The organism is Kribbella sp. NPDC023855 (assembly GCF_040639475.1).
Lineage (GTDB): Bacteria > Actinomycetota > Actinomycetes > Propionibacteriales > Kribbellaceae > Kribbella.
Window position 1 is genome coordinate 26,194 of record NZ_JBFAAA010000016.1, and the last position, 13,691, is coordinate 39,884.

Consider the following 13,691-nt stretch of genomic DNA (forward strand, 5'->3'; position numbering starts at 1 on the left):
AACGCGTTGCCGGGGGCAACATTCGACGCAACGTGAGGATGCGGTCCTGACTGGGGCCGGACAAGATGGTTGCGGGGCAACTGAAAAAGAAGGGGTGAACGGTGGCAACTGACACTAACGACGCGCTGGAGAACCTGGAGAAGGAACTCGTCACGCTCGCTCGCCGGCTGCGCGGTCTGCAGCGGACGCTGTCGGACGAGGCGCATCCGGACCTGGAGCCGGCGCAGTACGCGTTGCTGAACCACGTCGAGGAGCTCGCGCCGGTGCGGATGGCCGACCTGGTCGCGGCGCTCGAGGTGGACAAGGGTCCGGTCAGCCGGGCCTGCGCGCGACTCGAAGAAGAGGGACTGCTGAAGCGGGCCGCCGACAAGTCGGATGCACGGGCCACCCTGCTGACGCTGACCGCGAGTGGCAAGCGCAAGCTCGCCGCGGCCCGCAAGAAGCGGCACAAGGTGATCGAGGATCTGCTCAAGGACTGGTCGCCGGCGCAGGTGAAGACGTTCGCCGGCCAGGTCTCGAAGTTCAACAAGCTCGCCAACTGAGCTGTTGCCGAGGGCCCGTAGCCGCGCTGTCGGTCCGGGGAGCTGAGGGCTCCGGAACAGGTGCGTGGCCAGGTCCTTGACCGACCCCCGGGATACGGGGCCCGGGGAGTATCGGCGCCAGGTGAGGCGGAGGTGCGGCACGCTGCGGTAAGTTGCGTCCGTGCTGCTCTCCGACCGTGACATCTTGGCCGAGCTCGACGCGAGGCGCGTCCAGCTGGATCCGTTCGATGCTGCGATGGTGCAGCCGTCGAGCGTCGACGTACGGCTGGACCGGTTCTTCCGGGTGTTCGAGAACCACCGCTACCCGCACATCGATCCGGCCGAGGAACAGCCCGACCTGACCCGTCAGGTCGAGCCCGAGGGCGACGAGCCGTTCATCCTGCACCCGGGCGAGTTCGTGCTCGGGTCGACGTACGAACTGGTGACGCTGCCCGACGACGTGGCGGCGCGGCTGGAGGGCAAGTCCTCGCTGGGCCGGCTCGGTCTGCTCACCCACTCCACCGCCGGGTTCATCGATCCTGGCTTCTCCGGCCACGTGACGCTGGAGCTGTCGAACGTGGCGACCCTGCCGATCAAGCTGTGGCCGGGCATGAAGATCGGCCAGCTGTGCTTCTTCCGGCTGTCCTCCCCGGCCGAGCACCCGTACGGCGCCGCGAAGTACGGCTCGCGCTACCAGGGCCAGCGCGGCCCGACCCCGTCGCGCTCCTACCTGAACTTCCACCGCGGCGGCATCTGAAACTTCCGGTACGACGAAGGCCCCCGGCAGCAGGTCTGCCGAGGGCCTTCGTCATTGGTACTGCCGTGGTCAGGCGATCGCTTTCTGGACGACCAGGATCTTCTCGCTCTGCGGCGACTTGCCCCCCGCACCCAGCGTGTACACACTGCCGTACTTCGAGACGGCCTCCGGCGAGACCGGATCGCCGTAGAGCAGCGACAGGTCGCCCCACTTGCCGCTCCCCGGGGCCGGGGTGCTGCCATCGGTCGGCGAGGTCCCATCGGTCGGCGAGGTGCCATCCGTCGGCGAGGTGCCATCGGTCGGCGACTGGCCGGTGCTCGGCGTCGGGGTCGGCACGGGGACGTCCTGACCGGTCTTCGCGTCCAGTACCGCGGGCAACTTCTCGGCCTTGCCGTAGATGTAGCCGTTGTAGACGGCGGTGACGGACGGGACCACTCTGCTGCCGCTCACCGAGTTGTAGCCCCAGCTCTTCTTCCCGGTCGCGTCGTCGAAGGCCAGGATCTCGGTGATCTCTTTGCCGTCCGCCGTGCGGTCACCGCTGCCGTTGCAGACCAGGCTGGTGACATGGTCGGAGAAGCAGGTGAAGCCGAGGTACCCGTCCTCCGTCCTCTGCAACTTGGTCTCGACCAGTGCGCCGGAGGCGAGGTCGACGGCGTACATCGAGTGCAGGTGATCGGTGTCGTACTTGCCGTCCTTCACCGAGCCGCTGCCGGACAGGTAGGCATGTTTGCCGCCGGTGCCCTCCACGTGGAGGTAGTTCATCGTCGGTAGCGGCAGGTTCTTCTTGATCGTCCCGGTGGCGCCGTCGGCCACCACGATCGACATCGCCGTGGAGCCTTCGCCGGACTGTCCCTTCGCGCCGACCACGGTGCCGTTGAGCACGCCCGCGGCCTCGACGCCCGGGATCGCCACCCCCTTCTTGGTGGTGGGATCCGCGAAGACGGTGACGACGTCGTGCTTCGCGGCGTTGCCGTTCCCCGAGATACCGACACCGACCGCGAGTTGACCGGTCGTGGCGTCATAGGTGGTACTGGCGAGCCCCGCGGCGGTGTTGCCCGGGCTGGTCACCGGGCCGAGGTCGACCGAGACGCTGGACAGTACCTTGCCCTCGACCGGTTCGATCCACTGCAGAACGACCTGCCCGTGGGCCTTCTGAGTTCCGCCCGCCTCGACGTTCTGGGCGTACGCCATCGCGATCACTTCTTTGCCGTCCAACTGGACCGACATCGGGCGGCTGTAGGCCTCGACCTTGGTCGACGCAATGTCCTTGGCCGGTACCTGCCAGCTCGGGCCACCCTCGATCCCGATCCCGGCGAGTCCGTTGCGGTTCGCGTAGAGCGTGGTCTTGCCGACCATGCCGGCCTTGCCGCCGTCCAGCTCGGTGGGGCCGTCCGGCCTGGCCTCGGCCACCGCCGCGATGACACTGAAGGCCTTCGGCGGATCGAAGCTGGGCACCTCCGGGGCGGTCGGGGTCGGGCTCGAGGACGAGGACGCGTTGGTGCCGTCGCCTCCCGGCGGGGAGTCGGACTTCTTGTCGTCTCCCCCGCTGCACCCGGCCAGCAGCACGGCGGCAGCGGTCACGGCGACCAACGGACGCAACATCGTTTCGTTCTCCCCAAGTTCGGCCTCGACTGACGGCGAGAACGCTAGCAGCGTCAGCGGTTCCTGGCGGTGACCAGACCCAGGCGTTGCAACAAGCTGCAAATTGCCTGACAGGACAGCGATCTCACCGCACAACAGACAGGCCGGTACGGCGATGGCGCGGCTGCGGCTCGAGCCGGTCGGCCCACCGCCGCAGTACGCCGGCAAGCTCGTGCCTGGCTCGGCCGTTGCGGGCCTCATCCGGCAGCGACTCACAAAGTTCCTTGCGCTGGGCCCGTAATTCGGCGGCCCGGATCTGCTCGGCCACCCGGTAGCGGGCGACCTCCTGCTGTTCGCTGATCATCTGCTTACTCCTTCACTGGTGGCTGCTCCCCGTTGACGACTGACTGTGCGGTGGTTCAGGGCGATCAGACCCGGACGACGGTGATGTCTCCGGAAACGGTGCGGGCCCGCAGCATCAGCGAGCGCTCCCCCTCGGCCGGCTTCTCACCGGGCTCGAGAGCACACCGGATCTGCCCGGTGACGGTCTTGAGGTCGAGATAGGTCGGCACACCGTCCGGTACGCCGATCTGCACGTCACCGCGGGAAGTCTCCGCGCGGACACTCGGCCCCTCGGCGGACTGGACCCGGACATCGCCCGAACCGGAGGTCGCGACGGAGTGGTCCCGGAGCCGCTCGATGGTGATGTCACCCGAGCCGACCTTGACCGTGGTGGGTCCGCCGGCGTCACCGATCCGTACGTCGCCGGAGCCGGTGGACAGCCCGACCAGGCCGGCCGCTTCTCCGATGTCGATCGAGCCGGAGCCGGTCCTGGCGCGGACCGCGTTCGCGGCGTACCCGATGCGGACGTCGCCGCTGCCGGTGCTGGCCGCGAGCTCGCCCTCGATCCGCTCGGCGCGGATGTCGCCCGAGCCGGTCGACAGCCGGGCCTCACCCAACGGCATCCGGGCTTTGATGTCACCGGAACCGGTCTGGATCCGGGCGTCCAGGACGGCCGGGGTGTCGATCCGGACCCGGATCTCCGGGCCGCGGCGCAGCTTCTTCGGGCCCTCGACGATCAGCTCGCCGTTGACCAGCTCGAACACCACGTCACCCTCGTCGCCACTGTCGACGTCCAGTGTCACCACCGTCTTCTCGCCGTCGGCGGGGCGGATCTCCACCCAGCCGGAGCCGATCTCGATCCGTACCCGGTCGAGCTCGCCGGCCTCGCCGATCAGTTGGCTGCTGTAGCTCACTGCGCCCACCCCGTCATCCGCTGGCCCGGGCCACGTCCACCCTTGCGCTGTCCGGGACCGCGGTCGCGGCCCCGCTCGCCCTTGCCCCACTCACGGTCGCCCCGGTCACCGCGGCGTCCGTCGCCGAACACCCCGTCCGGTCCGAAGGGTCCGTCCGGCCCGAAGACCCCGTCCTTGCCGAAGACGCCGTCGGGACCGAGCGGTCCGTCCGGGCCCAGCGGTCCGTCGGGACCGAAGAGGCCGCCCCGGGGCGCGCGCGGCGGCCGCGGCGGACGACCCGGCCCGTAGCCGCGGCCGCCGGTGAGGGCCGTCATCACGGTGCGCATCAGCCACGCGTTCGAGGAGATGCCCTCCGCGGTGGCCGCCTCGTCCACCTTGTTCTTCACCGACATCGGCAGCCGCAGCGTGATCCGTGCGGTCGGCTCATCGGCGTCCGGCGCGAGCTCCTCGGCGGCCGGTACGTCGTCCACCTGGTCGTCGAGGTCGTCGTCCGGGCCGGTCAGCTGGCTCGGGGCCGGCGTGACGACGAACTCGGGACGGCCACCGGCCATCCGCAGTTCGACCGAGCCCGGCGACAGCTCGCGGCTGATCTCCCCGGCGGCGTCGGACAGGGCTGAGATGAGGGCCAGCCGGCCCGCGTCATCCAGCGTTGCTCCGAGGCGCTGGGCCACCGAGCGAGTTTGGTCGTCGGCCAGCGCGGTGGCGTTCTCCACGCTACGGCGGACCGACTCGAGGTAGTGATCAAGTTCCATGACGCAATCATGACGTCATAGTGACGTCACTGTCAACACCTTCTGATGTCACCCCGCCGCCATGATGCTGTCAGGGGCAGAATGGCGGGCATTCGAGCAGAGGGAGAAGGCATGTCCAGAGGGGTACTTGTCACCGGCGCATCGCGCGGCGTCGGAGCCGAGGTCGCGAAGGTGTTCGCGGCGAGTGGCGACCGGGTTGTCCTGCACTGCCGCGGCGCGGTTGGCAAGGCCGAGGAAGTGCTGGCCGAGCTACCCGGCGAGGGGCACGCGGTGGTCTCCGGCGATCTGGGCGATCCGGCCGGAATCCCTGCCCTGGTTGAAGAATCGGCAGCAAAGCTCGGCCGGATCGACGTCCTGGTGAACAATGCCGCGCTCTTCGTCGACGACCCGGCGGCGGGCTCACGCCGAATCGCGCATCCGCTGGCGGAGACGTCGTACGACGCGTGGGTGTCGGCCTGGCGCCGGACGCTTGCGGTGAACCTCGAGGGGGCAGCCCACCTGACCTGGTGCGTGGCCCGGCAGATGCTCGACGTGGCGCCGGCCGAGGGGTCCCGGCGAGGCGCGATCGTCAACGTCGGGTCGCGTGGCGCCTATCGCGGCGAGCCGGACGTACCGGCGTACGGGGCGAGCAAGGCGGGGCTGCACGCCTTCGGGCAGTCGATGGCGATCGCGTTGGCGCCACATGACATCACGGTGACGTCAATCGCGCCCGGCTTCATTGCGACGGAGATGACCGCCGAAGGGCTGAGCGGCCCTGGCGGCGACGCGATCCGCGCCCAGAGCCCGTTCAACCGGGTGGCAAGCGCCGCCGAGGTCGCCGCGGCCGTCCACTGGCTGGCCTCCACCGAGGCCAGCTGGTCCACCGGCGCCGTCCTGGACTTCAACGGCGCCTCCTACCTCCGCTGACCCGCTAGGCCAGCAGCGGCAGGGTGGCGGCTAGTGCTGCCACCCTGAACCGCAGGTCATCGTCTTCAGCGCTTCTTGACGATCTTGCTGGCTGGGGGTGCGGTGATCGGGCGCACGGTGTTGTAGCCGGTGATGTCCATCTGGACGTCCATCCCCAGCAGGTTGAAGGACAGCTTGTACGGCAGGTTGTCGGTGCCCATCCAAACCGTGTAGGTGACCGTCTTCGGCAGTTTGGCCTCGGCCGGGATGCCCTTCGCCTTGGCGCCGAGCGCGGTCTTGGTGTCCATCGTCACCAGGTAGCGGTCGAGCTTGCGGGCGCCGACGGTCTCGCTCTTGACGAACTTGACCTTGAGCCCGGCCTTGTTCCAGCCCTCGAACGTCTTCGCCGGGTCCGCGCTCTCGGCCATCTCGGCCAGCGCCGCCAACTCCGCGTCCTTACCGGTGCTGAGCTTCAGGTACTTGCCGGCCGGGAGATCCGGGGTCGACATGTACATCCCGGTCTTGACCACGATCATCTTGATCAGGCCGTCCGGCGTGGACATGTCCATCTTCAGGCCGAACGGCTTGGTCGTGGTGGCGACCTTCATCGACATCGCCTGACCCTGGACGACCATCCGGGTGGTCGCCTCCATCGAGGTGACCTTCTGGTTCGCCTTGTTCATCGCGGGCATGAAGCTCGCGTTGGTCAGCCGCAGCGGCGGCGCGGCCTTCAGCGGCGCGGTGCTGGCGGTGGTCGTGGCGGGTGCAGTCGCCGGGGCGGGCGTCGGGGTGGTGCCGGCCGGAGCGCCGGACCTGTCATCGGTGCCGCAGGCGGCGACGCCGAGAATCATCGGTAGGGCGACGGCAACAGCCGCCACCCGGGAACGTAGCCTCACGAGATTTCCCTCCCAGTGGAACAACCAGCCAAGTTTATGGTCTCGTCCACTATGAGGGCAGAAAACTGCAGGAAGTTGCAGCGGTTTTTACTCGCCGCGCTTGACCGAGGCGAGCAGCAGCTGGGCGACGTCGGCGACCTCGACCTCTTCGCGGGCCGAGCCGTCGGCCTGCTTGGCGGTGAGCCCGTCGGACAGCATCACCCGGCAGAACGGGCAGCCGGTGGCGATCTTGTCCGCGCCGGTCTCGACCGCCTCGGTGGTCCGGTTGACGTTGATCCGGCTGCCGGTCTTCTCCTCCATCCACATCCGCGCGCCACCCGCGCCGCAGCAGAACGACTTGGTCTTGTTCCGCGGCATCTCGGCGAACTCCGCGCCCGGGATGATCTCGAGCAGCTCGCGGGGCGCGTCGTACACCTGGTTGTGCCGGCCCAGGTAGCACGGGTCGTGGTAGGTGATCTTCTGCCCGTTGAGCGCGCTGTCGGTCGGTGCGACCGGGGTCAGCTTGCCCTCGCGGACCAGCCGGTTCAGCAGCTGGGTGTGGTGGATGACGTCCAGCTCGACGCCGAGCTGGGAGTACTCGTTCTTCAGCGTGTTGAAGCAGTGCGCGCAGGTGGAGACGACCTTCTTCACGCCGGTCTCCTTGAACACCTCGGCGTTCTGCATCGCCAGCTGCTGGAACACGAACTCGTTCCCGGCCCGCCGCGCCGGGTCACCGGTACAGGTCTCACCATCACCCAGTACTGCGAAGCTCACCCCCGCGATGTCGAGCAACTCGGCGACGGCCTGGGTCGTCTTCTTGGCGCGATCCTCGAAGGCACCGGCGCAGCCGACCCAGAACAGGTACTCGACCTCGGCCAGCGTCTCCACGTCGGTGCCGACCTGCTTGACCTCGAACGGCAGGTCCTTGGCCCAGTCCATCCGTCCGGACGGGTTCATGTTCCACGGGTTGCCCTTGTTCTCCAGGCCCTTGAACAGCCCGTTGAGCTCGGACGGGAACGACGACTCGATCAGCACCTGGTAGCGCCGCATGTCCATGATCGCGTCGACGTGCTCGATGTCGACCGGGCACTGCTGCACGCACGCGCCACACGACGTACAGGCCCACAGGGCTTCTTCGTCGATGACGGCGACGTCGGGTGAGCCGACCAGCGGCCGCTCCTGCTCGGCCAGCACCAGCTCGGGCAGCGACTTGCGGTCGTCGTCGGAGGATGCCAGCAGGTACGGCGCTTTCGCGTAGGCGTGCTCGCGCAGGTTCATCACCACGAGCTTCGGCGAGAGCGGCTTCTCGGTGTTCCAGGCCGGGCACTGCGACTGGCAGCGGCCGCACTCGGTACAGGTGGTGAAGTCGAGCAGGCCCTTCCAGGTGAAGTCCTCGACCTTGCCGACGCCGAGGGCCGCGTCCTCGTCGAGTTCCTCGATGTTCTCGAAGTCGATCGGCTCGCCCTTGACCATGATCGGCTGCAGCGCGCCGAGCGCCGTACCGCCGTCGGCCTTGCGCTTGAACCAGATGTTCGGCCAGGCGGTGAACCGGTGCCAGGCGACGCCCATGGTGGCGTTCAGCGAGATGGTGATCATCCAGGCGAACGAGATCAGGATCTTGATCATCGCGACCAGGTAGACGGCGTTCTCCAGGCCGTGCTCGCTCAGCCCGCCGAACAGCGCGTCGCCGACGAAGAACGTCGTCGGGTAGTGGAACTTGTCGCCGCCGGACAGCTCGGACTCCAGGCCGCGCAGCAGCAGGATGCAGATCATCACGCCGAGGATCGTGTACTCGACGTAGTACGCCTGCCAGGCGCGGGAGCCGAAGAACCGGCTGTACCGGGCCAGGTGACCCTTCGGCAGGTTGAGCAGCCGGATCGCCGTCAGCCCGACGATCGAGACCAGACCGGTCCAGGTGAGGAACTCGGTGGCCCACTCGAAGACGAACCAGTGCCCGATCAGCGGCAGCGCGTAGTCAGCGTGGAACAACTGCCCGAACGCGGTCACCAGGGTCAGGAACAACCCGAGGAAGCCGAACGCCACGAACCAGTGCAGGATGCCGATGTGGCTCCACTGCAGCATCCGGGTGTGGCCGAGCGTCTCCTTGGCCAGCGTGACGGTGCGCTGCCCGGGATTGTCGGTCCGGCCCGCGGCCGGCTGACCGAGCTTGATGACGGACACGATGTGCCCGATCGTCTTGCCGAACAACGCGATACCCACGGCGGCGATCGCGAGCGAGACGACGATGGCGAGGATCTGCATACCAGCGATGTTATTGGTTGGTTACCGGTGAGTCATGTCGGTGTAGGCCTCATCACGCCCCGCGTGTTGCGTCTCACTCGCTGGGGTAAGCGGTTGCCGTAACATAGTTTCGACTGGTTGGCTCCCTTGGGTGAGGTTTTTCCCTTTCGCCCGGGAGTACCAGTGGACATCACCCGTCGTCGCCTGCTGTCTTTTGTGCCCGCCGCCGCTCTGTTGAGCGCGGTCTATCCTGCGCCGGCCCACGCTGGGCCCAGCACCGAGGCCACCTCCGATGAAGCGGGGATGCTGCTGGCCAATGCGGTCGCCGTTTTCGCCGGTACGGCGGAGTCGAATGCGCGGCCGGAGGTCAAGGCGAAGCTCGCCACGATGGATCAGACCGCTCGGACCTGGCTGGCCGCGATGGATCGGGCTCAGCCCGGGGAGCTCTTCGCCGGGCTTCCTCTCGGTACGAGCGACCCCAACCTCAGTGCGTCGTACCAGCATCTCTACGAGATCGCGCTGGCGTTCAGGCGTCCCGGCCCGGCGTCCGACCTGCAGGGCAACGCCGCGGTGCGGGCGAAGGTGCTCGACAAGTTGGCGTGGTTGCACGCGAACTACTACGGCGACCAGTCGAAGGGGTACTACGGCAACTGGTTCACCTGGGAGATCGGCATTTCGCAGTACGCCGGACGCACGCTCGCCCTGCTCGACGCGCCGGCCGAGCTGGTCGCGACGTATGTCGCCTCGATGGACGCCTACCTGCGCAACGGCCAGAACGGCGACGTCGATCTCGACTCGCGTTTCCACACCGGCGCGAACCTGGCCGACATCACCGCCAACCGCGTCATCCAGGGCGCGCTGCTCGCCGACGACGCGCGGATCCGCAAGGCGCTGCAGGACCAGTTCACCGTGTTCGCCACGATCGATCCGTACCACCTCCAGCACGGCGTGACGGACGGGTACTACGCGGACGGCTCGTTCATCCAGCACAGCTCGGTCGCCTACACGGGCTCGTACGGCAAGGCGATGCTCACCCGGGTCGTGCAGACGGTGAAGATCCTCGACGGCACCGGTTACGCGCGCAGCGACGACCTGGTGAAGGTCGTGCAGGGATGGGTCGAGCACGGCTTCGCGCCGCTCATCTTCGAGGGCTGGATGATGGAGGCCGTCAAGGGCCGGGCGATCTCCCGGCCCGCCACCGGGTACGACGATGTCGCGGTGGTGGTCGAGGCGATCGTCGACCTCGCCGATTACGCGGCTGCCGCCGACGCGGCCAAGCTGCGCGGCTACGTGAAGTTCACCGCCCGGCCGACGCTGAACCCGAACAACTTCGTCTCGCCGGTCAGTATCGCCCGGTTCGCCGATATCGTTGCTGACAGCAACATCAAGCCCGCCGATCTCAACCCGGCGTCGAGCTCGGTCGCCTTCAACGCGATGGACCGGACGGTGCACCGCCGGCCCGGCTACGCGTTCGCGCTGGCCCGGAGCTCGAACCGGATCAGCAAGTACGAGTACATGAGCGGCGAGAACCTGATGCCGTGGTTCCAGGGGGACGGCGCCTACTACCTCTACCTCAGCGGCCAGGACCAGACCCAGGCGTACGGCGTCGACTACCTGACCACCGTGTCGCCGTACCGGCTCGCTGGAGTCACTACACCTTTGGAGCAGCGCAAGTCGATCCCGGAGCTCTATGGCACGGCGTACTACAACAGACCGCCAGAGTTCACGGCCTCGTCGGAGCTGCAGAACAAGTACGTGTACTTCCCGACCGGCACGAACCAGTACTCCGGTGGCGCCACGCTCGGCACCTATGGAGCCGCGGGCTGGATCCAGTCGAGCGATCAGGCCTACGCCGACCGCGACCAGTTGCCGGACGACTTCGTGGTCTACCGCAACGCCGAGTCGACCAAGTCGTGGTTCCTGCTGGACGACGAGATCGTCGTACTGGCCGCCGGGGTCGGCGATCAGGAGGAGCGCCCGGTCACCACCTCGATCGACGCGCGAATCGCGGCCCCCACCGATGCGATCCAGCTCACCGGCGTACTGCGGAACGGCGGCGCGTGGTCCGGTACCGGTTCGGCCGACCTCAGCTGGCTTCGCTATGCCAACACGACGGCGGGCACCTCGGTCGGCTACTACTTCTTGCAGCCGAGTCCAGTGACCGTCGGACTGGAGCAGGTCACCCGCAGCCGCCGCGTGGTCCGCGCATCCAACCCGGACACGGCGGTCACGAAGCAGGTCTTTAGCCTCACCCACGAGACGCGCCGGCGCAGCACGCTCGCCTACGCCCTCGTCCCCAACGCCACGGAAACCAGCCTCCGCTCGTACCGCTACGGCCGGCTGCTACTCCTCTCGAACACCCCACGCCTGCAGGCGATCCAGCACCCCGCCCTCAAGCTGACAGCGGCCAACACGTTCACTCCCGGCCACCACCACCTGCTCAACTACACGATCGGCGGGCCCGCGTCGTTCCTGACGCAACACCACCCCGACCGCACCACCACCATCGCGGTCAGCGACCCCACCACGACCCGAACCACCGTCACCGTGACAGTCCAGGCCCGCTGGCTCACCAAACTCACCGGCGACCCCGGCATCACGGTGAACCACACCCTCACCGGCACCCGCCTGACCTTTCCAACCCACCAGACCCACGGCCGGACGGTCAGCGCGACCTTCCGCGGTTAGCTACCGCCGGCGCCGACCAACTGGCCGTCGATGGAGAGGATCCGGGGCTTGCCGGTGCGCGGGATCGCCAGGGCTACTTGGTGGAGGTAGTCCTGGTGCAGGCTCTGGGTGTACTTGACCATGCTGCTGAAGGCGGTCACCGCGCCGTTGGTCCAGTACGCGTTGGAGCCGGGCTCGATGTTCTGCCGGTACTGCTCGGTGAGGGTGAGGAAGACCAGCGCCTCGCCGTTCGCCGCGATGAAGGTGAGCGGCTGGCCGGACAGCTGGAAGGTGTCCACGACGGTGGAGATGTAGGTCTCCTTGGCGTCCTCGACCTTCGCCTTCGCCCGCTTGGTGAGCAGGTTGACGGCGCCGGGCGACGGCACGAAAAGCGCCGCCTGCTTGGCCTTCGCACCACCTGACAGGTACGCCGCCAGGTTGGTGCCGGCCGTCTGCGGCAGCACCGGCAGCTTGGCCATGTCCGCCTTGACCGGCATCCGGAGGCCCGCCATCGGCGGCAGTTTCATCGCGAGCGGGGGGTAGACGGAGTGGGTCAGCAACCACGGCGACCCGGCGTCCTGCCGTTCCCAGACGCCGAGCTGACGGCTCTGCGGGTCGGTGGAGATGCCGGAGGCAACGACGAACCGCATCGGGTACGCCGAGAACTGGGGCGCGCCGATCTCCGGGTCGGTGTAGGTGAACGGCTTGACCTTGTCCTTGCCGGCGGCATCGAGTTTGCGGTCGATCTGGTAGCCCGCCCGGGTCTGGGCCAGGGTCGGGTCGCCCTCGATCGTCTCGGACAGCTTCGCGTCGCGGGTCAGGTTCGCCTGGTTGTTGATCTCGTTGTACTTCTTGACCACCGCCTGACCGTCGGCCAGCGTGACGGCGGGTTTCGTGGTCACCTGGTGGCTCACGTTCTTGGTCGGCACCGCCACGCATCCGGTTGTCACGAGCAACAAGGCGGTGGCGAGCCCGGCGGACCGGCGTACCTGGGTGGATTGTTTGGAGGCCGGCGGGGTGTAGGGCATCACCGGGGTGGTCGCCTGGACCGGCGACATCACCGGGACGGGCGGGAGCGGACGGTTGCGGCGGCGGGCGAACATCAGCAGCAAGCCGGCGAAGAGCAGCACGAGCCCGCCGCCGAGGACCAGCAGGGAGGTCCCGAAGGCGCCCTCGAGTTCGATTCCGAAGGTCACCTTGGCGTCGACGCCGGGTGACCCGTCGGCGTTCATCACCACGACGTCGTACCGGCCGTCGACGATCGGCCAGGCGATCGACTGCTTCCCGGCCCCGGCCGCCTTGACCGTCCACCAGTCCAGCCGGCCCGGCGCGGTCAGCGGCACGGCCCGGCCGGTCATCTCCTGGGTGTCGAACCGCGCGGGCAGGTCGAACCGGACCACCCGCGTGTACTGCGCGGCGCCGAGGTAGCTGGACACGTCGATGTCCTGACCGATCCCGACGAAGACCGGCTTGCCGGCCGAGGCGGTGACGTGCAGCTTCGGGCCGTGGCGGTTGATCAGGTCGGGTGCGGTCATCACCGCCAGGCCTTTGCTCGCCAGTGACTGCTCACCGGTGTCGAGCGTGTTGTCGGGACCGACCAGCCAGAACGCGGCGACGGCTCCCGCGACGGTGACCAACAGTCCGATCAGAGCCAGCAGCAGGCCGAAGACGATGCGGGCGAAACGCATGAAAAGCACTCCCCGTTGGAATGACAAGTTCGGCCCAGGGCGGAGGACCGACCGGCACAGACCCTAGCGGGGCATGCCGCGACCCCGCCGTCCACCCGTCACCAGGGAATAACTGAGCCCGCAGCAATCTGTTACGGAGTAGGGCTTGGTCAGCCGCGGCGGGGGGTGTACAGGCTGCGGCGGAGGCGGAGTTCGTCGCGGATGGGTGGGGGGATCGGCAGGTTGCGCTCGGTCAGGGCGGCGGCGCAGGCCTCCAGGCTCTGCAGCAGCCGGTCGGCGCGTGGTCCGCCGACCGCACCGATGCGCGGCGCGCCACGCTCGACCTGGTTCGCCGACCGGGCGGCGTTCAGCTCGGCGAAGATGACGCCCAGCGTGATGTCGGAAGGTCTCAGCCGCAATGGTTCGGTCGGCGCCTGGACTGACGGCAGAAAGAGCGGGAACGACATCGCGATCGCCTCGTCACACCGG

12 protein-coding genes are annotated in these 13,691 nt (G+C 68.1%); 4 read left to right on the forward strand and 8 right to left on the reverse strand.

The window, feature by feature from the left end:
• Positions 1-101: 101 nt before the first annotated feature.
• Together AB0F51_RS35640 and dcd are read left to right on the forward strand one after the other, a co-directional pair.
• Positions 102-542: a MarR family transcriptional regulator gene (locus tag AB0F51_RS35640; RefSeq protein WP_360287489.1), complete on the forward strand. Its 441-nt coding sequence runs from the start codon at positions 102-104 to the stop codon at positions 540-542.
• 160 nt (positions 543-702) lie between these two features.
• Positions 703-1,278: a dCTP deaminase gene (dcd, locus tag AB0F51_RS35645; RefSeq protein ID WP_360287491.1), complete on the forward strand. Its 576-nt coding sequence runs from the start codon at positions 703-705 to the stop codon at positions 1,276-1,278.
• Positions 1,279-1,347: 69 nt separating this feature from the next.
• Here dcd and AB0F51_RS35650 read toward each other — a convergent pair whose 3' ends face one another.
• The 4 genes from AB0F51_RS35650 to AB0F51_RS35665 form a co-directional block, all read right to left on the reverse strand.
• Complete coding sequence (locus tag AB0F51_RS35650) at positions 1,348-2,880, reverse strand: hypothetical protein (RefSeq protein WP_360287493.1); 1,533 nt, start codon at positions 2,878-2,880, stop codon at positions 1,348-1,350.
• Positions 2,881-3,004: 124 nt separating this feature from the next.
• Positions 3,005-3,223, reverse strand: a complete 219-nt coding sequence (locus AB0F51_RS35655; protein WP_360287495.1) for a hypothetical protein — start codon at positions 3,221-3,223, stop codon at positions 3,005-3,007.
• A gap of 64 nt (positions 3,224-3,287) precedes the next feature.
• A complete protein-coding gene (locus tag AB0F51_RS35660; protein ID WP_360287497.1) occupies positions 3,288-4,115 on the reverse strand; it encodes a DUF4097 family beta strand repeat-containing protein in 828 nt (275 codons plus the stop codon).
• Positions 4,112-4,867, reverse strand: a complete 756-nt coding sequence (locus tag AB0F51_RS35665) for a hypothetical protein (RefSeq protein WP_360287499.1) — start codon at positions 4,865-4,867, stop codon at positions 4,112-4,114. The genes AB0F51_RS35660 and AB0F51_RS35665 overlap by 4 nt, the downstream gene beginning before the upstream one ends.
• 111 nt (positions 4,868-4,978) lie before the next feature.
• On the opposite strand from AB0F51_RS35665, the gene AB0F51_RS35670 reads away from it, so the two are divergent.
• Positions 4,979-5,773 carry an SDR family oxidoreductase gene (locus tag AB0F51_RS35670; protein ID WP_360287501.1) on the forward strand — a complete coding sequence of 265 codons (795 nt, stop codon included), beginning with the start codon at positions 4,979-4,981 and terminating at the stop codon, positions 5,771-5,773.
• Between the two features lie 65 nt (positions 5,774-5,838).
• Here the strand turns inward: AB0F51_RS35670 and AB0F51_RS35675 are convergent, their stop codons facing one another.
• Positions 5,839-6,648, reverse strand: a complete 810-nt coding sequence (locus tag AB0F51_RS35675; RefSeq protein WP_360287503.1) for a hypothetical protein — start codon at positions 6,646-6,648, stop codon at positions 5,839-5,841.
• A gap of 87 nt (positions 6,649-6,735) precedes the next feature.
• A complete protein-coding gene (locus tag AB0F51_RS35680) occupies positions 6,736-8,889 on the reverse strand; it encodes a (Fe-S)-binding protein (protein ID WP_360287505.1) in 2,154 nt (717 codons plus the stop codon).
• A 162-nt stretch (positions 8,890-9,051) separates the two neighbouring features.
• Between AB0F51_RS35680 and AB0F51_RS35685 the strand changes: the two genes are divergently transcribed.
• A complete protein-coding gene (locus tag AB0F51_RS35685; RefSeq protein WP_360287507.1) occupies positions 9,052-11,556 on the forward strand; it encodes a polysaccharide lyase family 8 super-sandwich domain-containing protein in 2,505 nt (834 codons plus the stop codon).
• On the opposite strand, the gene AB0F51_RS35690 is transcribed toward AB0F51_RS35685, so the two are convergent.
• Both AB0F51_RS35690 and AB0F51_RS35695 read right to left on the reverse strand, forming a co-directional pair.
• Positions 11,553-13,223, reverse strand: a complete 1,671-nt coding sequence (locus AB0F51_RS35690; RefSeq protein WP_360287509.1) for a hypothetical protein — start codon at positions 13,221-13,223, stop codon at positions 11,553-11,555. The genes AB0F51_RS35685 and AB0F51_RS35690 overlap by 4 nt on opposite strands.
• 149 nt (positions 13,224-13,372) lie before the next feature.
• Positions 13,373-13,669, reverse strand: coding sequence for a hypothetical protein (locus AB0F51_RS35695; protein WP_360287511.1), 297 nt, complete (start codon positions 13,667-13,669; stop codon positions 13,373-13,375).
• Positions 13,670-13,691: the final 22 nt, after the last annotated feature.